Below are 19,090 nucleotides of genomic sequence, written 5' to 3' on the forward strand. Positions count from 1 at the left end.
TCTGCGACTCGGCAGCCGAGGTGGCCTACACCGGCGACACCAACTCCATCAGCGTGCAGGGCAGATCAGGCAAGGAACTCTCCGTGGGAATCGCCGGCGCCAAGTGCCTGGCACACCCGTGAATCGCGACCTGTCAGCCCTTGATCGCTTCGGTGAGCCGGGCGACAAAGCTCTGCTCGGCTGAGGAGATCCCCTTGGCGGCGTCGGAGACCTTGACGGCGATCTCGATCAGCCACTGTCCGTAGGCATGGACGTCGTCTTCAGTGCCCTTGGCGCGAAGCACGGCGATGGCCACCGGTGCCTTGGCGAGCGCATCAGCGATCGCTTCGTCCGGGTCCGAACCGATAGTCTCGCCCTCAGGGGTGCGTGCGGCGAGTTCCCTGATGAACTCGCTGTCGTACTGCTCGGCCTCCACGAGCACCTTGCCGCCGGCGTAGAGCTCCTGGGCGGTTCCGATGATGCCGTCGTTCTCGGCGAGCATGGCCGCCCATGCCACCTGCCGTGGTACGTGAAGCAGTTGGTTGAGCTCATCCTCGGTGAATACCGACAGGTCTGTCATGGCCCACCCTCTTCGCGCGGAATGTAGTTGCGATGATGATCGCATAGCGTCGGGCCCCGCAGGTTCGACGAGCGGCACGGGTGGAGCGACGGCGGGGCGTTCGACTATCCCGCACACGCCCCGCCGGGCCCATCTCCGTACCGTCCCACCGCTACACCAAAGTGCTCAGAGCTTGAGCAACCTCTCGGCGTTCAGGTGGCTGATCTTGGCCCGGTCGGACTCGCTGATCGGGGCGGTGTCCAGGAAGGCCGCCGCCTCGGCGATGTCCTCGAAGGGGTAGTCGCTGCCGAACAGGATGTGGTCGGCGCCGAGGGCCAGCATGGCGCACAACAGGGGCGGGGCCGAGCAGACGCCGCTGGTGGTGATGTAGAGGTTGCGGCGCAGGTACGCCGAAGGCTTGCCCAGGGCCAGCTCGATGCCGTGGTGGTTGTGGAAGCCCCAGCGCGAGTCCAGCCGCCAGAGCGCGTACGGCAAGCCCTCGCCCATGTGTCCCAGCAGGAGTTTCGCGTTGGGGAAGTCGTCGAAGACGCCGCCGAAGATCAGGCGCAGCGCGTGCGCGGCGGTGTCGGTGCCCCAGCTCCACATGGGCCCGATGAGCTCGGGATGGCCCGACAACACGTGCGGGACGTCGAAGCCGTTGGCCGGGTGCAGGTACAGCGGCACGTCCAGCCCTTCAGCGTGCTCCCACACCGCGCGCAGCGACGGATCGTCCAGGTACCGGCCCTGGGTGTGCGCGTTGACCAGCGCGCCGCGCAGGCCGAGCTGGGTGACGGCGCGCTCCAGCTCTTTGGCGGCCGCCTGCGGATCCTGCAACGGCAGGGCCGCGAAGCCGGCGAAGCGCGTGGGGTGCTCCGCGATGACGCCGGCGAGGAAGTCGTTCACCGCCGCCGCCCGCGACGCCGCGACCGCCGGGTCGGCCTCGGCCTGGATGCCGGGCGAGTTGAGGGACAGCACCTGGACGTCGACGCCTGCCGCGTCCATCGCCGACAGGCGCTCGTCTGTGAGGTCCAGCAGCCGCCGCGAGGCCTCCCGCCACGCTTCGGGCCGGGCGACCGAGGACGTGCCCGCTCCATAGGCGACCAGTTCCTCGGTGACGAAGTGCTCCTCCAGGCCGATCTTGCGCATTCGCGTGCCTCCCGGCTGCTCGAGTGTTTTCATCATTGTGCATTGACTTCATTAATGATGGAAAGTACGTTGACCGCATGTCAAGCTCACAACGCTGTTTCCGCGTGGTGACCGGAGGTCAGAGGCCATGAACGCCGATGTCGCAGTGGTGGGATACGGGCCGGTCGGGATGGTGACGGCCGCCCTGCTGGCACAGGCCGGGCACCGGGTCGTCGTGCTGGAGCGGTACGCCGGGCTGTACAACCTGCCCCGCGCCGCGATCTTCGACGACGAGACCATGCGCACGCTGGACAAGCTCGGCGTGGCGCAGGAACTGCTGCCCAAGGTGCACGTGCAGCGCACCTACGAATGGTGCGACGCCGACGGCGAGCTGCTCATCGATGTCGACTTCGCCGAGGTCGGCCGCAGCGGCTGGGCCGAGTGGTACATGATGTACCAGCCCGACCTCGAGGAGGCGCTCGATCGCGTCTGCCGCGGCTTTCCCCACGTGGAGATCAGGCACGGGACACCGGTGACCGGGCTGGAGCAGACCGAGTCCGGTGTCATCCTCACCGTCGAGGGCGGCGGCACCGTCTCGGCGCGCCACGTCGTGGCGTGCGACGGCGGCAACAGCCTCGTCCGCCAGGCGCTCGGCGTCGACCAGGACGACTACGGGTTCTCCGAGCCGTGGCTGGTCTGCGACTTCCGGCTGCGCCGCGCCGTCGAGCTGCCGATGGCGCGGCAGGTCGGCGATCCCCGGCAGCCCACCTCGATCATCTCGCTCGGGCCGGTGCACCACCGGTTCAGCTTCATGCTCGACTCGGAGGACGACTTCGCGGTCCAGCGCGACCCCGAGCTGGTGTGGGCACGGGTCGCGGCGTACCTCGGCCCGGAGGACGCCGACCTCATCAGGGTGGCCACCTATACCTTCCGCTCGCTGATCGCACGCAGGTGGCGGGTCGGGCGGGCTCTGCTCGCCGGGGACGCCGCGCACCAGATGCCCCCGTTCCTCGGGCAGGGCATGTGCTCGGGCATCCGGGACGCGCAGAACCTGGCCTTCAAGCTGGACCTGGTCCTGACCGGGCGGGCGGGGGAGGAACTGCTCGACAGCTACCAGGTCGAGCGGGAGCCGCACGTGCGCGCGGTCGTCGAGAAGGGGATCGAGCTCGGCCGACTGCAGACGATTCGCGACCCGGAGCGAGCCGCCGTACGCAACCAGGAGCTGCTTGCCCGGCGGGCTCAGGGGCGGCAGCAGGAGAAGATCCGCTTTCCCGGCCTGGCGTCCGGCTTCCTGGCGCGGACCTCGACGGCCGGGCGGGGAGAGCTGTCGGTCCAAGGCGTGATCGACGACGGGGCTCGCCGTGGACGCTTCGACGAGATCGCCGGCCACGGGTTCCGCCTGCTGGTGACCGAAGCGGTGCGCCGGGAGCTCGACGGCGAAGTCGCCGCGCTGGAGGCGGCCGGCGTGCGCGTCGTGGCGCTGACCTGGCAGCCTGTCACCGGCGGCGATGTCGTGTCCGACGTGGACGGCACGTACCGCGAATGGTTCGCCGAGCATGACTGCGCGGCCGTCGCCGTCCGCCCCGACTTCTACGTCTACGGCACCGCCCGCGACGCGGCGGCCGCCCTGGATCTCGCCCGGGAGCTCGTCGGCGCCCTCAGCGCCGGGACGGCCGTACCAGCAGGCGCATCCCACAGCCTCTGATCTCCACAACACCCCCATCCTGCGACGAACGGCTGGAGCGGCCATGCAGTCCAACCCCACAACCGCCCGACGGACGCTTTCCGAAAAGACCATGCTCATCGTGGTCGCGATCTTCGCGGCACTGGAGGGCTACGACCTCGCCTGTTACGGCGTCACGGTGCCCTCGATGCTCGCCGACCGGAACATGGGCGGCGACCCGGCCACGGCGGGCACGGTCGGATCCCTGGTGGCCGTCGGCATGATGATCGGCGCCGCCCTCGCCGGCGCGGCGATCGGCCGCCTCGGTCCGCGCCGGCTGCTGCTGGCCGGGGCCGGAGTGTTCTCCGCCGGCATGCTCGCGTGCGCCGTGGCGCCCGGCTTCGCCGTTTTCGGCGCGGCGCGCCTGCTCGTCGGAGTGGGGCTCGGGGTGGTGCTGCCGACCCTGACCGCGTACGTGGCGGACCTGTCCGACCCTGGGCGGCGCAGCCGGAACGTCGGGCTCATGATGTCGGGGTACGCCCTCGGCGCCCTCATGGCGCCGCTGCTGGGCGCGGGACTGCTGCCGTACGCGTCGTGGCACTGGATCTACGTCATCGGCGCGGCACCCGCCCTGGTGCTGCTCCCGTTCGCCGCGCGGATCCTCCCGGAGAGTCCCGTCCACGCCGATCGCAGCGCCCGGCGCGCGGAACGGCGCAACGACATGTTCGGCCTGCGACCTCTGCTGGCCCCCGGGACGCGCACGGTGACCGTGCTGTTCTGGGTGGCGTCCTTCTGCGGGCTGCTGCTGGTCTTCGGCATCAGCACCTGGCTGCCCACCATCATGAGGAACAGCGGCTACTCGCTCGGCTCCGCGCTGCTGCAGACCGCCGCGATGTGGGTGGGCGCGGGGCTCGGCATGATCGCCGGAGGGCGGATCGCCGACGGGATCGGGATCAAGCCGGTCGTGTCCACCGCCTTCCTCGTCGGATCGATCAGCCTGATCGCGATGAGCATGCGGCCGGCGATCGTGCTGCTGTTCCTGCTGATGTTCGTCAGCGGGCTGGGGTTCATCGGCTCGCAGGTGATGACCAACGCCTTCATCGTCAGCCGGTATCCAGAGGACGTCCGGGGAGCCGGGATCGGCTGGGCGCTGTCGGTCGGGCGGCTCGGCGCCATCCTGGGCCCCTCCATGGGCGGCTGGATCCTCTCGTCGCAGCTCGGCGTGGAGTGGAACTTCTACCTGTTCGCGATCCCCGGCCTGATCGGCGCGACGGCGGTCGCGCTCGTGCCCCTGGTTCGCGCCGCCCGCGGCGCCCACCAGGCTGTGCCGGAGGGTGCGAGATGAGGGACTTCACCTACGAGACGCCCGCGGTCCGCATCGTCTTCGGCACGGGATGCGCCGAGCGGGCGCTGGCCGAGGAGATCGGGCGGCTCGGGGCGCGCCGCCTGCTCATCGTGACCACGCCGCGCACCGCCCCGCTCGCCGCGACGCTGGCCAAGCCGCTGCCGATCGTGGCCACCTTCGACGGCGTACGACCGCACGTGCCCGTGGACACGGTGGACCGCGCGGTCGCGCTGGCGACGCGGGCCGGCGCGGACGCGCTACTGAGCGTCGGGGGTGGCTCCACGACGGGCACGGCCAAGGCGATCGCGCTACGCATGTCGCTGCCCATCGTGGCCGTGCCCACCACGTACGCCGGTTCCGAGGTGACCCCCGTCTGGGGCACGACCGAGGGCGCCCGCAAGACCACGGGCCGGTCCCCGGCCGTCGTGCCGAAGACCGTGCTGTACGACCCGGCCCTGACCATGACGCTGCCCGCGGCGATGACGGCCGCCAGCGCGATGAACGCGATGGCGCACTGCGTCGAGGCGTTCTACGCGCCCGGCGCCAATCCGATCACCGATCTCGTCGCCACCGAGGGCGTCCGGGTCATCGCCGGCGCGCTGCCCGCCGCCGTGGCCGACCCCGCCGGAGTGGCCGGGCGCAGCGGTTTGCTGTACGGCGCCTACCTGGCCGGGTCGGCGTTCGCCGGCGCGGGGTCCGGTCTGCATCACAAGATCTGTCACGTGCTCGGCGGGGCGTTCGACCTGCCGCACGCCGAGACCCACACGGTGCTGCTTCCCCACGTGGCGGCCTTCAACGAGTCCGCGGTGCCCGCCCTGCGCACGCGGGTGGCTCCGGCCCTCGGCGCGGACGACGTCGCCGGCGGGCTGAACCGGCTCGCGGCCCGGATCGGCGCGCCCATGTCGCTGGCGCAGATCGGGCTGGCGGAGGACGATCTGGACGTGGCCGTACGGCTCGTGCTGGAGAAGGATCTCAGCGACAACCCCCGGCACGTGGGAGAGCCCGAGATACGCGGGATCCTGCGCGACGCCCTGTACGGTGGCTTCCCGGCCGCGACACGAGGAGGATCGGGATGAACGCGACCACCCAGCCGGACGACCCCGCCCGCTTGCCCACGGCCGACCGGGCGCTCACCGATCGGGTGCTGGCCAGCTTCGACGCGGCCCCCTCCGCCCGGCTCCGCGAGGTCATGCGCGGCCTGGTGGCTCATCTGCACGCCTTCGCCTCCGACGTGCGGCTGACCGAGGAGGAGTGGGCCACCGCGGTCTCGTTCCTCACCCGGGCGGGCCAGATCAGCGACGACCGGCGCCAGGAGTTGATCCTGCTCTCCGACGTGCTGGGCCTGTCCATGCTCGTCGTCGGGATCAACCACGAGGTGAGCGCGGCCGCGACCGCCTCCACCGTGGTCGGCCCGTTCTTCGTCGAGAACGCGCCCGAGTTCGCCGACGGCGACGACATCTCCGGTGGCGCCGCCGGAGAGCCGTGCTTCTACTCCGGGCGGATTCTCTCGGCGACGGGAGCGCCCATCCCGGACGCGCGGATCGACGTCTGGCACTCCGACGACGACGGCAACTACGACGTGCAGTATCCGGAGCTCGACGGGGCCCAGGGCCGGGGACGCCTGCGGTCCGGCGCCGACGGCGGCTACCGGTTCTCCTCGGTGCTGCCGGTGCCGTACCCGATCCCGCACGACGGGCCGGTGGGAGAGCTGCTCGACGCCGCGAAACGCGACTCGATGCGGCCGGCGCACGTGCACTTCAGGGTGAGCGCCCCCGGCTTCGCCACGCTCACCACCCATGTCTTCGTGGCAGGCGATCCGTACCTCGGCTCGGACGCCGTCTTCGGGGAGACGGACTCGCTGGTGCGGACCTTCGCGCGGCACGACCCCGGCCCCGCTCCCGGCGGGCGGGTCCTCGACAGGGCCTTCTCCACCATGGAATTCGACTTCGTGCTGGACGTGGCTCGCACGCCGGATCGGGGCGCCGGGCGATCCGTATAGTCTTCGGCGTATGAGGGGACCACTTTCGCGTGGGGCAGGGCGTTTTGGCGTTGGATGACCACCAGCATGCCGACGACGACGGCGCCGAGGAGAGCTCAGGCCCGTCCCCGTCCCCGTCCCGTCAGGGCATCCAGTCGGTCGAGATCGCGATGACGGTGCTGCTGGCCCTGGAGCAGAATGCCGGGCCGGCGAGTCTGACGCAGGTCGCGGCGCTCAGCGGCATGCAACCCAGCAAGGTGCACCGATACCTGGTGAGCCTGAGCCGGGTCGGACTGGTCTCCCAGTCGCCCAGCTCCGGCCTGTACGACCTGGGCCCGGCGATGCGGCGGCTCGGCGCGGAGGCGCTGCGCAGGATGGACGAGGTCGGCCTGGCCTCGGAATACCTGCCAGGCCTGCGCGACCGGACCAAGCACGCGGTCAACCTGGCGGTGTGGGGCGACCACGGCCCGGTGATCGTCCGCTGGGACTACGGCTCCTACGCGCTGCCCATCACCGTACGGGTGGGCGCGACGCTCCCCGTTCTTGCCTCCTCGGTCGGCCGCGTCTACCTGACCCACCTGCCCAAGACGCTGACCGACCCGGTCATCCGCGCCCAGGATGCCACGTTCGAGCAGCGGCTCACCGACGAGGACATCGAGGGCATCAAGGCCGGCGTGCGTCGCGACGGCGTCGCCATCACCTCGGGTGGCGTGATCCCGGGGGTCACCTCCGTGGCCGCCCCCGTGTTCACCACCGGGCAGTCGCTGCCGCTTGCGGTCGCGATCGCCCTGCCCGCGCGGGCCGCGACGCAGGCCGTGCTGCGCACCGTGACCGCCGAATTGCTCGAGACCACCAAGGCGATGTCCGTCGAGCTGGGACACCACGCCCCCGAGCCGGCCGCCTCCACCGGCCGGACGCCGGCGAAGACCGGCCGGCCCGCGAAGCATCGCCCCTGAGAGATCCCCGCCGATCCCGGCCGGGCGGGCGCCGTGGCGAGGATCCGGACGGCTCGCCGAATCGAGCGCATCAGTGTCTTGGCCCGGCGGTGAGAGTGCCGCTCGCCCACGTGGGCGGCGGCTCGCCAGTGGCGACACTAGCCGGGCGCGGGCGGGATGTGTGCCGCGATCCGCTCGCGGGCGTGCTCGCATTCGGCGAAGCTGTGCGGGCAGGCCAGGGCATGCTCGATGAGCTCCTTGGCCGCGCGTGCCCGCGAGATGCGTCTTTCCAGCTCCGCGACCTGGCGGTGCAACAGGTCCCGGTGATCCATCGGGTTGGGCGTGGACAGGAGCGCGCGCAGTTCCCCCAGGGTGAATCCGGCTTCCTTGCCCATACGGATCAGCGCCACCCGCTCCAGATCAGCGTGCCCGTAACTCCGCTGGCCGCCCGCCCGCCGGGCCGGCCGGAGCAGGCCCGCGCTCTCCCAGTGCCGCAGCACATGCGTGGGCAGACCGAACCGTTGGGCCAGCTCGCCGATCGTCAGGTCGTCGCTTGACTTCATCCATACATTAACCGGCACCGTGGCGGCATGATCAAGCAATCGATCGCCGTCACCCGCGTGGTGAACTCCTGCGTGCTGCTCGAACTGGACGGTCACCCGGTGCTCACCGACCCCTGGTTCACCGAGCGATGGTGGCTCCGCCGTGGCGAGCCGCTGGGCCTGCGGATCGCGGACCTGCCTCCACTGGCCGCCGTCGTCGTCACCAACCCGGCCACCAACCACTGGGACCTGCGCGCGCTGCGCATGCTGCCGGACAAGGACATCCCCGTGTACGTCCCCATCCCGCACATGGCTCGCCAGGCCAGAGCGCTCGGTTTCCGGCGTGCCGAGCGGCTGCGCTGGGGACAGACCCGGCAGATCGCGCCGGGCGTGGAGATGCGGGTGGTGCCCGCGGGGCGCACGCTGATGTGGCCCAACAACGCCTACGTCTTCGGCGCGGCCGGCACCCGGGTCTTCTTCGGCGGGGAGATCGCCGAAGTGGGTCCGCTGGAGCGCTACCGGGCCGAGCACCAGGCGGTGGACCTCGCCCTGTTGCCGGTCAACGGGCTCCGCCCGGTGTTCGGCCCGCGCCTGGTGATGGATCCCGCCCGCGCGGTGGCCGGGGCCTCCGTGCTGGGTGCGGAGGTGCTGGTCCCGGTGCACGATGCCCACGGACACGATCCGCTGTCGGTGCTGTTCCGGCCCAGCGGCACCGCTGCGGACGCGGTGGCGCTGGCCGGGCCGGATGTGCGGGTCGTGGACCTGCCGCCGGGCGAGCGCTGGACACCCGCCACCTGAGATCGATCGCCTTTCACGCGCCGTGGCGGGGTCGGTGGGTGGTGCTGGGTTTGCTCCAGTACGTGAGGTAGCGCAGGAACCACTCCACCGGCCCGTACCGGTGGCTCCTGAGCCACCAACGGCTGTAGAAGACCTGCGCGACGAAGATGCCGAGCGCGATCACCACTTCCACCGGCGGGCTGACGCGGTCCACGAGCGCCAGCCCGTACCCCGTGAAGATCAACGCGCAGATCAGCGACTGCGCCAGATAGTTGGACAGCGCCATCCGCCCCGGCGCGGCCAGGGCGCGGCCGAGGCGCGGCAGGTACGGCAGCAGCCGCAGGAACGTGGCCCCGTACGCGGCCGCCAGCAGCGGGGCCGTCACCAGGTCCACCGCCTCGCCCCAGAACTTGTGCACGGTGCCGTTCCAGGCTGACAGGGTGTAGAAGAGCGCGCCCGCCAGCCCTACCGTGAAGCCGGTCCACTGCAGCCTGCGCAGCGTCGCCGTGTGGGCCGACAGGTTCCCGAGGGCGCCGAGCTTGCCGACGGCCAGGCCGATCAGGCACGCGGCCAGCACGGCGGGTCCCTGGAAGAAGACGCGCAGGACGATGACCAGGGACAGCTTCCGTACGTGCTCGGAGATGATCTGCGAGACGCTCCCGCCCAGCGCCGCGTCGGACCTGGTGGCCTCCGCCGCCGTGTCCGCGACCTGCCCCGACATGTCCAGGCCGCCCATGGCCATCAGGGCCAGCAGCACGAAGCCGAGCGCCAGCAGCGCGGTCAGCGCGACGGCCAGCAGCACCGCCGCCCTCGGTGTGATCCTGTGCAGCACCAGCAACGCCAGCCCCACGGCCGCGTACGTCGTCAGGATGTCCCCGGGGAACAGCAGCACGGCGTGCGCCAGCCCGAGCAGGAACAGCCCGCTCAGCCGCCGCAGGAACATCGGCACGAAGGGCCGGCCCTGCCGTGCGGCCGAGTCGAGCTGGAGCGTGAAGCTGTAGCCGAACAGGAAGGAGAACAGCAGGTAGAACTTGTTCTCCATGAGCAGCGTCACGGTCCATCGCACGCCCCAGTCCAGCGACGAGCCGAAGGCGGGCTCCGCCATCCCGGCCATCCGGTATCCGGAGGCCAGGAAAGCGATGTTCACGACGAGGATGCCCAGCAGTGAGAAGCCTCTTAAGGCGTCAACAGAAGCGATCCTCGCCGTGGCGGTTGGTAGTTCGATCGGGATGGCGGGAAGTGTCTTCTGCGTCCTCATCGAAGACCATCATTCCGCACATCCTGAGTGTTTCCTGTGAATTCAGTTATTTTGTGCGATATAGATGAACCGCTCGACGATCACCGCGAAGGCCACCACGAACGCCGGCACCGCCACGAACAGCAGCCGCTTGCGCGCCCTCCGTGCCCGGTTCGGCCCGTTCAGCCGGATGATCTCGTAGCCGAACAGCGTGACCCAGGTCACGCCCAGCGCGCCGATGCCCACCGGCGTCCAGGGCGAGGTGGGGTCGCCGCGCCCCGTATACGGTCTCGGCTCGGGGATCTCCGTGCCGCGGACGAACTTCTTCCACGTGTAGAGCGCGGCGTCCTCGTTCGAGTAGACCCGCTTCAGGTCCGGCGAGGCGTCCAGCGTGGCCCGGAACCTCTCGCCCCAGTCCGCCGGGTAGCCCTCGTTGAGCTGCAGGTAGCTCACCTGGCCGCGGCTCACCATGAGGTACGAGTTCCGCGACGACTCCCTCAGCTTCTGGACCGCGGCGTCGATCTTCGTCGGGTCCTTGTACACGAGGGCCTGGACGTTGAAGCTGACCCGCTCAATGTCCCGCTCGCCCCACGGCATGGTGGGCGTGACCTCCGGGCCCACCTTCGGCACCAGGTAGAGCACCTGGGCGCTCGGCTGGTCGTGCTCGTAGACGTAGTGCATGGCGGCCACCTCGCCGGTGGTGACCCGCTCGAACTTCTCGTTGCCGTACCTGGCCACCAGGAACGCCATCGCGAACAGCACCGCGAAGCAGGCGGCGAGCACGACCGAGATCTTCCTGGTGACCTGCGGGTTGAAGCGCACGTTCCGCTTGCGCAGCGGCACGGTCTCCTCGCGCACGTCGGCGCTGTCGGCCGGCATGTTCGGGAAGAACGCGTACGCGGCCAGCAGGCAGGCGCCGGGCAGCGCGAACATGTAGATCCGCAGCCCGATCTCGCCGCCGTAGCTCTGCAGGCCGAGCGCCAGCACCGGCACGCAGAGCAGGATCAGCGCCGACCGGTCGAACACCCCGCGCCGCAGCCGCCTGAACAGGCCGACCGCCGCCAGGGCGAGGATCACGACCAGGATGCCGAGGCGCGCCTGGAGCACCATCGCGTGCGCGGGGTCGCTGCCCTCGATCCGGTCGCCGGTGTTGCGCTGCAGGTTCTGGAAGACGTTGCCCAGGCCGCCGAAGATCGTGTCGATCTGGCTCGACCAGAACCCGACCGTCATGTAGCTGATCCAGGCCAGCACCACCAGCCCGAGGGCGAACGGCAGCGCCCACGTCAGAGACGTGCGCTTGAAGATCAGGAACGCGGTCACGACGCCGAGCATCATGAACGGCGTGATCTGGTGCGAGGCCACCGACGCGATGAACAGCGCCAGCAGCATCATCAGCATGAGCAGCTTGTCGGCGCGGTACGTGCCGGTGTTGGCCAACTCGCCCGGCGTCATCGCGTCCAGCTTGCCGAGCAGCTTGCGCAGGCCCTTGGGGGCGATCGGCTTGGTACGCGGCTCCACCCGCCCGAACCAGCGCAACAGGATCGCCACGAACGCCAGATACAGGGCGAACGTGAAGCCCTGCGGCGAGAAGTAGTCCTGCCCGATCCACTGCACCAGCACGAACAGCAGCGCCGCGAACCACCGCGCCCGCGTGGTCGCCACGACCTGGCGCAGGATCAGCACGAACGGGAGCAGGTAGAGCAGGTTCGACAGGAGCGGCGTCCACATGAGGATCGTCGACAGGTCGGTGATGCCGGCGGACTTCGTCACGAAGGCGAACAACGCGAAGAAGCCCGGCCACCCCATGCGGGCGTCGATGCTGATCGCCGCCTCGCCGGTCCTGCTGATGAAATCGACGAAACCGGCGTGGATGTACGCGGTGGGGAAGCGCGGCTCGGTCGCCACCAGGGCACCGGCGCCGTGCAGGGCGAACGTGATGGCGGCGATCTGGAACAGGAGCAGGAACTTGCGGTCCGTGCTCTGGGCGACCGTGACGAAGAACGACACGAGCATGATCAGGATGGCGACGAAGGCCGTGGCCGGGAGCGCCGAGATCAGGCCCAGGCCGTCGATGTCGTTGGGATCCACGCCACGCAGCGGCCCTGGAGCGACCTTGATGGCGAGGATGTACATCAGCAGGCCCTCGAGGACCAGCAGGACGGGCAGCCACGTGGGCGCACTGGCGATCAGCGCGCCGACGCGGCCGCGGGCGGGGCGCGGCTTGGGCGCCGCCTGCTGCGGGACGGCCTGGTGGGCAAGCGCCTGCTGCGGGACGGCCTGCTGGGCAAGCGCCTGCTGCGGTGGCGCCCCGGCCGGAGCCCCGCCACCGCTGTGCGGCGGCGCCCCAACGGGAGCTGCCGACCCACTGGCGGCAGGCGCGCCGGAGGGCGGCCCACCGGCTGGTGGCGCTCCGCCCGACGGCTTCTTGGTGCTGGACGTCCCCTTGGTGGCCGGCATCGCCTTGGTGGGCGGCTGGGCAGCACCGGCGGGCTGAGGGCCGCTGGGTGGCTGGAAGCGCAGGCCCGGCTTGGTCGGGGAGGTGTCCGGCACTGCCGACGACTGAGCCTCACCCGCCTTCGCCGGTGCGGTGCCGCCGTCCTTCGGCGGAGCGTCCGCATCCGCGGGCTGCGTCGGCGCCGCAGATTCTGGCGTGGAGGCGCCGGAAGCGTCCCCCTTTGCCGGCGTGGCCGTCTTCGAGGTGCCCGTCTTCTTGGGCTCAGGAGCCCCGGGCGTCCCGGTCTTCTTGGGCTCGGGCGTGCCGGTCTTCCGCGGCGTCCTAGGCGTCGTGGGGCCGCTCTCAGCCCCTTCGGCGCCCTCCGCCCCTTCGGCCCCGCCCTTGGCGCCGGACGTGCCAGGCGTGCCAGGCGTGCCGGACGTCTCGTCGTCAGGCCGCTGGACGGGCATGGACACGGTCCCCGCGACCGCCGGATCGGCGTCCTCCACGTTCGGCGGGTGGCCGATGTGAACGGGCCCAGGGATGCGGAAGGACGTGGTCGCCTCCGCCTTCGCCTCTTTGGCCCCCGTCGAAGAGCTCTCAGCCGCGCCCTCGGCCCCCTCCGTCGTGGAGGGCTCCTTGTCGAACGTCAGCTTCGGGATGACCCCGGTAGCCTCCGGATCGAAAGGCACGTCTGACTCCTCCTTGTCCCCGCGCACGTCAGAGGATCCGGTGATCCCCGTGGTCATGCCATCGCCGTCCCGTTGCCTCACGTTGACCATCATGCGGCCCCGGACGACCCCTGGGTGACAGTCGCCTTGCCGGTTTCGCCGACTTTGAGAATTTTACGTAGATTTCCGAAGATCAAAAGTGCCATGAGAAGCTCGCTGAAGAGCAACCCGTACCCCACCGCGTTCACACCGGCGAACGGGAACAGCGCAAGGACGGACACCAGCACCAGCACGGCCAGCCCGATCTGGACGATCGCCAGCATCCGCGCCTGGCTCTGGGCCCGCAGCGCGCTCAGGTACACCTCGATCAGCACCCGCGGCAGCACGGCAAGTGCCATCAGCCGCAGCAGCATCGTGCCCTCCTCGGCGAACGCGGAGCCGAAGATGGTGAGGATCAGCGGCGCCCCGAGGATCGCCACGGCGATCAGCGGAGTGACGATCATGAAGGCGCGCCGCAGCGCCCGCCGGCAGTTCAGGGCCAGTTTGGCCCGGTCGAAGGAGCCCTCGACGGTCAGCGACACCGCCATGTTCATGGCCAGCAGTTCGATCATGCTGGCCAGCGTGTGCGCCATCGAGAAGCGCCCGAACGTGGCCTCGCCCACCTGCGTGGCGATCACCACGGGCACCAGGTAGACGATGGCCAGGATGGACAGCGTCCCCGGGAAGTCCCCGGCCAGGAACCTTCCAATTTCGCGCAGCCGAGGAGGCTCCTGGACGGGATCGGCCTGCCTGACGTGCCGCGGCACGACCACGCCGAAGATCAGCCAGTTGACCGGGATCAGCGCGAGCGCGGTCGGGATCACCCAGGAGACGAAGATCCCGCCCTCGGGCAGCGCGCCCGCCAGCGCGACCAGCAGCCCCATCTTGACCAGGCCGAAGACGAGGTTGTTCATGGGCACGAACGTGGCCCGGCGCAGCCCGGTCAGCACCACGTCCTGCAGCGTGAACACGGCCCACACCATCACGGCCGCCAGGAAGAACAGCCCGGGTCCGAACCCGGCCAGCACCGAGTACGTCTTGCCCCACATCGGCAGCGTCAGCAGGAAGCCGACGGCCGCGACCCCGCCCGTGGCGGCGGCCAGGCCGTACCCGCGCAGGATCAGCTCGGGGGTGCGGCGGCCCGCCACCGGCAGGTAGCGCGCGAGCGCCCCCACGAACCCCAGCGCGGTCAGCGACGCGAACAGCCGCATCGCCGTGATCACCGCCTGCCCGCGGCCGAACTCCTCGGGCGAGTAGTAATGGGCGGCCAGCAACCAGTAGCCCATGCCGAGGACACCCGTGATGACGGTGTTCGCCATCAGCGAGTAGCCCTGGCGGAACAGCGGGTTGCGGAGGTCGACGAGGATCTTCCCCCAGACCCTAGACATTGCGGCGCACCCGCTGCAGCCCGTACCTCGTGCGCCGCACGACCGCGTATCCCTTGGTGAGGATGCGCTCGCGCAGGTAGATGAGAGGTACGGCGGTGCCTTCGACGGCGCGCTTGAACATGTTGATGGTCGTGCCCTTGCCGACCGTCAACCGGGGGATGGCGAGCATGTCGTGCCGGTCGGCGGCGATCGTGTTGCTCACGGCACAAGCGGCGAAATATCCGGCCTTGCGCACTTCACGGCGTACGCGGGCGCTGGAGTACCCGTAGGGGTAGGCCATGGTGGCGACCGGCGCGCCGATCTTCTCCTCCAGCAGGCCCTTGTTCCTGCGCAGCTCCTGCCGCAGGTCCTCGGTGCGGAGCTGGTCCAGCTGGGGGTGGCTGTGACTGTGGCCGCCGATCTCGATGCCGGTCTGCGCGGCCTCGCGGGCCTGGCCCCAGGACAGCATGTCGTCCAGCGATCGCCCCGCGGAGTCCCCGCCCGCGTCGGACACCCAGCCGCTGGTCAGGAAGACCGTGGCCGGGAAGCTGTAGCGCTCGAGTAACGGCAGAGCATGGCTGTGGAAGTCGGCGTAGCCGTCGTCGAACGTCACGACGATCGGCTTCTCCGGCACCGTACGGCCGTCGATCTTGTTCAGCGCGGCCACCAGGTCACCGAGCGCGAGCGGCGTGAAGCCGCTCTCCTTCAGGTAGGCGAGCTGCTCGGCCAGGTCGGAAGGACGCACCGAGTGCGGGCGCGTCTCGTCGTTCGGCGTGTCGGTGACCGAGTGGTACATCAGGATCGGGACCCGGATCATGATCGCGCCGCCTTCAGCCGTACGGAACCCACCACGTAACCCCAGGTCGTCCAGGCCAGCCCGATCACGATCGCGGCCGCCCTGCCGAGCCCGCCCAGGTCGCCGCGCAGCGCCTCGCCGAGGCCGCGCAGCGCGCCGAGCGGCAGCGTCTTGAGCGCGTGCGCCCGCTCGCTGGCCAGCCCGTCCTGAGTCCCTACCTCCTGCGTCACCAGGGCCTTCGACAGCCCCTCCGCGTAGCACCTGGACCTGAAGTACGCGAACCGCTCGCGCTGGGCGGACACCTTGTGCCCGATCAGCGCGCGCGGCTCGAACAGCATGACCGAGCCGGGCTTGCGCTGGCTCAGCCGGATGCAGAACTCCGTCTCCTCGCACCCGAGCGGGCGCGACTTACGTCCCTGCACGCTCCGCCCGATGCCGCTGTGGAACCCGCCCACCTCGGACACGACGTCGCGCAGGAAGGCGGCGTTGCCGCCCATCACGTTGCGGATCGGCGCGCGTACCGCGGGCATGCCGCGGTACGTGCACCCGACCGTCCAGTCGAACTCGTACGGGAACCAGCGCGGCCGCCGTCCCGAGGCCCACAAGGGGTCGGTACGGCCGCCCACGCCCACCACGCCGGTTTCCTGGAAGCCCTCCTCCAAAGCCTCCAGCCATCCGGCATCGGCGACCGCGTCGTCGTCGAGGAAGGCGACGATCTCACCGCTGGCCGTGGCCACACCGGTGTTCTTGCCGCCGGACAGCCCCTGCTCGTGGTTGTTCTCCACCACGATGGCCTGCGGGTACTCGCGCTTGAGCTTGAGGTGCAGGTCGGGGTTGTAGTCGACCACCAGGATCAGCTCGTGTGCCGGGCGTGTCTGGTTCTCGACCGACTCGACTGCCTGCCTGATGTCCTCCCACCGTTCCTCGGTGTAGACGCAGATGACAACAGACGTGTTCACAACGATCCTTTTTTAAGCGACGCCTCGGTCAGCGGCAGGAGTGGCGGTGGGCTCAGGCTGGGACTGAGTGGGCTGGCGACGCCACTCCTTCAGGATGGTCCTGAGCACGCGGAAGCCATCTCGCACGGCGCGCAGGTTGCTCTCGCCGTGGATGCGGTTGCGCTCATGGCTCGGCACCTCGTGCACCTTCAGCCCGGCCTTGGCGGCGCGCACGTTCATCAGGGTCTCCACCTCGAAGCCGTCGCAGTCGAGGTTGAGCACGTCCAGGTGGCGGGCCCAGAAAGCGTTATAGCCGTAGCACAGGTCGGTGTACTTGGTGCTGTACATGACGTTGACGATGCCGGTGAGGACCTTGTTGCCGAGACGCCGGTTCAGCGTCAGGTCGTCGCTGCCGCCCCCGGAGGCGTAGCGCGAGCCCTTGACGAAGTCGGCGCCCGTCACCAGCGCGCCCACAAAGTTGATGATCTCGCGGCCGTCGGTCGAGCCGTCGGCGTCGATCATCACGATGATGTCGCTGGTGCACGCGGCGAAACCGGCGGCCAGGGCGTCGCCCTTGCCCTTGCCCGTCTGCATGACCACCTTGACGTTGGGACGCAGCCGCTTGGCCACGGCCACCGTGTCATCGACGGAGTTGCCGTCGACGAGCACGATCTCGTCTATCCACTGCGGGATCGTGGCGAAGACGTGAGGCAGGTTCTCGGCTTCGTTCATCGCCGGCACGACCACGCTCACCGTCGGGGAAATGGCCAGGTGAGGTGTGACGGGCGTGAAGCTCGTGGGTGGCGGCATCGAACGGAGGGGTGAGGAGTGGACCTTGCCGTTGTGCTTGGTGATCTCGGGACTCATGGCGAGGGAAATCCTTCCGGGGCCCTCCTCATGCGGACCGGGCGGAGCCGCCCCCGGGTGCTGCGGGAATGGCGAAGCCGGTGAACGGTGCATTCGAAGGGTCCTGTGGAGTGAGGGTGTTGCCGGGGGCTTAGGGGAGCGCTCAGCGTGCTCCGGTCGGTTCCTTGACTACTGCGTTGGGTGGCTCTTGCTGCTGCATCGAGGTGCGCACCCGACCAAAGCCCTTGAGGACACGATCGGCTGCTCTATAGAGAGACGGTCGATCCATCACAATTGTTCGGGCTTTGTTGAAAGGAGTTCGGCCCATCCAGTGAACCGCCGCCGTCGCGGACGGTCGCGAGATACGGCCTTCGGCAACGTACAGAACACCGCTCTTCAGCCAGTCTTTGTACTCCTTGCCGCCCTTGCCCATGTCGACCATGTGCAGCCCGTCGTTCGCGGCGGCCTCGGCCATCTGGAGATGGTGCACGATGCCGGGCGAATAACGGGCGAACTCCGTGTCGTAGGCGGGGAACCACCCTACAAGCGTGGTGGCCGTACGGAGGCCGAAATGTCCGGCGACCGGCACGTCACCGGCATAAAGCATGGTCAGGACGCCTGCGAAGTCCGATGAGTTCTCGGCATGCATCATGTCGGTCAGCTCGACGATCCACGGCTGGGCGAACCTGTCGACCCGGCCGGTGCGGCGATACTGGTCCGACTTCCAGGCCAGGAGCGTGCGCAGCACTTCGGGGTCGGGCGAGGTCCACTCGAGGCGCAGCTCACCGTGCTCCCGGCCGAGCTTGCGCTCCTTGTAGCGGACGGTCTTGAGGTTCTTCGGCGAGTTGGCCTTGACCTGCTCGATCCAGGCCTCGAAGCCGGCGGTGAAGTCCATGACCGGCGCCGGGCGCACGTCCGTCTCGTACGGGGCGAACGTCGGCTGCCCGGCCACCAGATGATCGAAGTCGAACACGCTGAGCTTGCAGGCCCGCAGCAGAGCCTTCGCGTCGAGCTCCAGGTCCGGAATCGAGATCAGACCGTGACAGGTGGTGAGGAAGCCGCCGAGCGGCTTGCCGATGCCGAAGCTGTGGCGCTCGTACGGGAAGAACCCCTTGATGCCGCTTCCGTCGGAGAGGACCGCCACCCTCACGTAGTCGCGCAAGCGGTCCATCGCCACGGCGAACTCGACCGACAGGAACGGGTTGTCCAGACTGGGGTCGGCTTTCTGCAGCTCACGCCAACGGGCCCGCTCGGAGGTCCCGAGCTCTCCCGGCCGAACTACCTGGATGTTCACCTTGCCCTGGCCCCCTGTTCGGTCTGCATGCTCTTCCCCCGGTACAACACCCGCAGCACGTACATGAACCCTCCGAGCACGGCGACCGTCGCCACGCCGGCACGTGGCGACCACGCACCGAACAGCAACATGGCCTGGGCAAGGAGCACGTTCAGTACGAGACTTGCCGCGGCTCCTACTGATAGTGCGGCAAGAGGATCACGATCTCGCAACAGTCCCACCACAGCCGCCCCAGGAACCACCAGAAGGAACAGAGAGATCAAGAACGGGCGCAGCGGCGTCTCGATGTCGAACAACGCGACGACTGCTCCCGCTATGCAGGCGAGCCCCACCAGCCAGGCGAGGGCTCTGCGGTGCTGCTTGAGCATCTCCTGTTTTTCTCCTGCTCTTACTGGTCAAGGACGATTGATCGCAGTTCATGGGACCAATCCGCGCATGGGCGCGTCAATGCCGACGCTTGGTGACGCGCTCCGGTTCACCGGCAGGAAGAGATTTCTCGTGTGACGTTCAACACACGGTCAGCGATCTCCGGCCCCGACGTGGTCCCCAAGCACACCAGGATGCC

General features: G+C 69.5%; 17 protein-coding genes. 6 read left to right on the plus strand and 11 right to left on the minus strand.

The features are described from left to right. Positions 1–133: 133 nt before the first annotated feature. Positions 134–559, minus strand: a complete 426-nt coding sequence (locus tag EJK15_RS31765; protein WP_138714166.1) for a hypothetical protein — start codon at positions 557–559, stop codon at positions 134–136. A 165-nt stretch (positions 560–724) separates the two neighbouring features. Next, complete coding sequence (locus tag EJK15_RS31770; RefSeq protein ID WP_138714167.1) at positions 725–1,684, minus strand: amidohydrolase family protein; 960 nt, start codon at positions 1,682–1,684, stop codon at positions 725–727. Between the two features lie 127 nt (positions 1,685–1,811). Between EJK15_RS31770 and mhpA the strand changes: the two genes are divergently transcribed. The 5 genes from mhpA to EJK15_RS31795 all read left to right on the plus strand — a co-directional run bounded on the left by mhpA (position 1,812) and on the right by EJK15_RS31795 (position 7,605). Continuing rightward, complete coding sequence (gene mhpA / locus EJK15_RS31775; RefSeq protein WP_138714168.1) at positions 1,812–3,368, plus strand: bifunctional 3-(3-hydroxy-phenyl)propionate/3-hydroxycinnamic acid hydroxylase MhpA; 1,557 nt, start codon at positions 1,812–1,814, stop codon at positions 3,366–3,368. Positions 3,369–3,459: 91 nt separating this feature from the next. Continuing rightward, on the plus strand, positions 3,460–4,671 hold the full coding sequence (locus EJK15_RS31780) for an MFS transporter (RefSeq protein ID WP_206061207.1): 1,212 nt from the start codon (positions 3,460–3,462) through the stop codon (positions 4,669–4,671). Next, positions 4,668–5,747 (plus strand): maleylacetate reductase, encoded by a 1,080-nt coding sequence (locus EJK15_RS31785; RefSeq protein WP_138714170.1) that lies wholly within the window; start codon positions 4,668–4,670, stop codon positions 5,745–5,747. Before EJK15_RS31780 ends, EJK15_RS31785 begins: the two co-directional genes overlap by 4 nt. Then, positions 5,744–6,670, plus strand: a complete 927-nt coding sequence (locus EJK15_RS31790; protein ID WP_138714171.1) for a dioxygenase family protein — start codon at positions 5,744–5,746, stop codon at positions 6,668–6,670. Before EJK15_RS31785 ends, EJK15_RS31790 begins: the two co-directional genes overlap by 4 nt. Before the next feature lie 50 nt (positions 6,671–6,720). Beyond that, positions 6,721–7,605 carry an IclR family transcriptional regulator gene (locus EJK15_RS31795; protein ID WP_206061208.1) on the plus strand — a complete coding sequence of 295 codons (885 nt, stop codon included), beginning with the start codon at positions 6,721–6,723 and terminating at the stop codon, positions 7,603–7,605. Between the two features lie 137 nt (positions 7,606–7,742). Here the strand turns inward: EJK15_RS31795 and EJK15_RS31800 are convergent, their stop codons facing one another. Then, positions 7,743–8,147: a MerR family transcriptional regulator gene (locus EJK15_RS31800; protein WP_138714172.1), complete on the minus strand. Its 405-nt coding sequence runs from the start codon at positions 8,145–8,147 to the stop codon at positions 7,743–7,745. Positions 8,148–8,174: 27 nt separating this feature from the next. Between EJK15_RS31800 and EJK15_RS31805 the strand changes: the two genes are divergently transcribed. After that, on the plus strand, positions 8,175–8,924 hold the full coding sequence (locus EJK15_RS31805; RefSeq protein WP_138714173.1) for an MBL fold metallo-hydrolase: 750 nt from the start codon (positions 8,175–8,177) through the stop codon (positions 8,922–8,924). Between the two features lie 13 nt (positions 8,925–8,937). Here EJK15_RS31805 and EJK15_RS31810 read toward each other — a convergent pair whose 3' ends face one another. The 8 genes from EJK15_RS31810 to EJK15_RS31845 form a co-directional block, all read right to left on the minus strand. Next, on the minus strand, positions 8,938–10,050 hold the full coding sequence (locus EJK15_RS31810) for a DUF418 domain-containing protein (protein WP_240777346.1): 1,113 nt from the start codon (positions 10,048–10,050) through the stop codon (positions 8,938–8,940). Between the two features lie 153 nt (positions 10,051–10,203). After that, entirely contained in the window at positions 10,204–13,266 is a 3,063-nt protein-coding gene (locus EJK15_RS31815; protein WP_138714175.1) for a hypothetical protein, read from the minus strand. A gap of 89 nt (positions 13,267–13,355) precedes the next feature. After that, on the minus strand, positions 13,356–14,672 hold the full coding sequence (locus EJK15_RS31820) for a lipopolysaccharide biosynthesis protein (RefSeq protein WP_138714176.1): 1,317 nt from the start codon (positions 14,670–14,672) through the stop codon (positions 13,356–13,358). Next, a complete protein-coding gene (locus tag EJK15_RS31825) occupies positions 14,665–15,468 on the minus strand; it encodes a polysaccharide deacetylase family protein (RefSeq protein WP_138714177.1) in 804 nt (267 codons plus the stop codon). Before EJK15_RS31825 ends, EJK15_RS31820 begins: the two co-directional genes overlap by 8 nt. Further along, a complete protein-coding gene (locus tag EJK15_RS31830; protein ID WP_138714178.1) occupies positions 15,465–16,406 on the minus strand; it encodes a glycosyltransferase family 2 protein in 942 nt (313 codons plus the stop codon). The genes EJK15_RS31825 and EJK15_RS31830 overlap by 4 nt, the downstream gene beginning before the upstream one ends. 12 nt (positions 16,407–16,418) lie before the next feature. Further along, positions 16,419–17,252, minus strand: a complete 834-nt coding sequence (locus EJK15_RS31835; RefSeq protein WP_138714179.1) for a glycosyltransferase family 2 protein — start codon at positions 17,250–17,252, stop codon at positions 16,419–16,421. A 142-nt stretch (positions 17,253–17,394) separates the two neighbouring features. After that, positions 17,395–18,525, minus strand: a complete 1,131-nt coding sequence (locus EJK15_RS31840; RefSeq protein ID WP_138714180.1) for a GNAT family N-acetyltransferase — start codon at positions 18,523–18,525, stop codon at positions 17,395–17,397. Further along, positions 18,522–18,893, minus strand: a complete 372-nt coding sequence (locus tag EJK15_RS31845; protein WP_138714181.1) for a hypothetical protein — start codon at positions 18,891–18,893, stop codon at positions 18,522–18,524. The genes EJK15_RS31840 and EJK15_RS31845 overlap by 4 nt, the downstream gene beginning before the upstream one ends. Positions 18,894–19,090 lie beyond the last annotated feature (197 nt).

Source organism: Nonomuraea basaltis, from assembly GCF_005893125.1.
Taxonomy (GTDB): domain Bacteria; phylum Actinomycetota; class Actinomycetes; order Streptosporangiales; family Streptosporangiaceae; genus Nonomuraea; species Nonomuraea basaltis.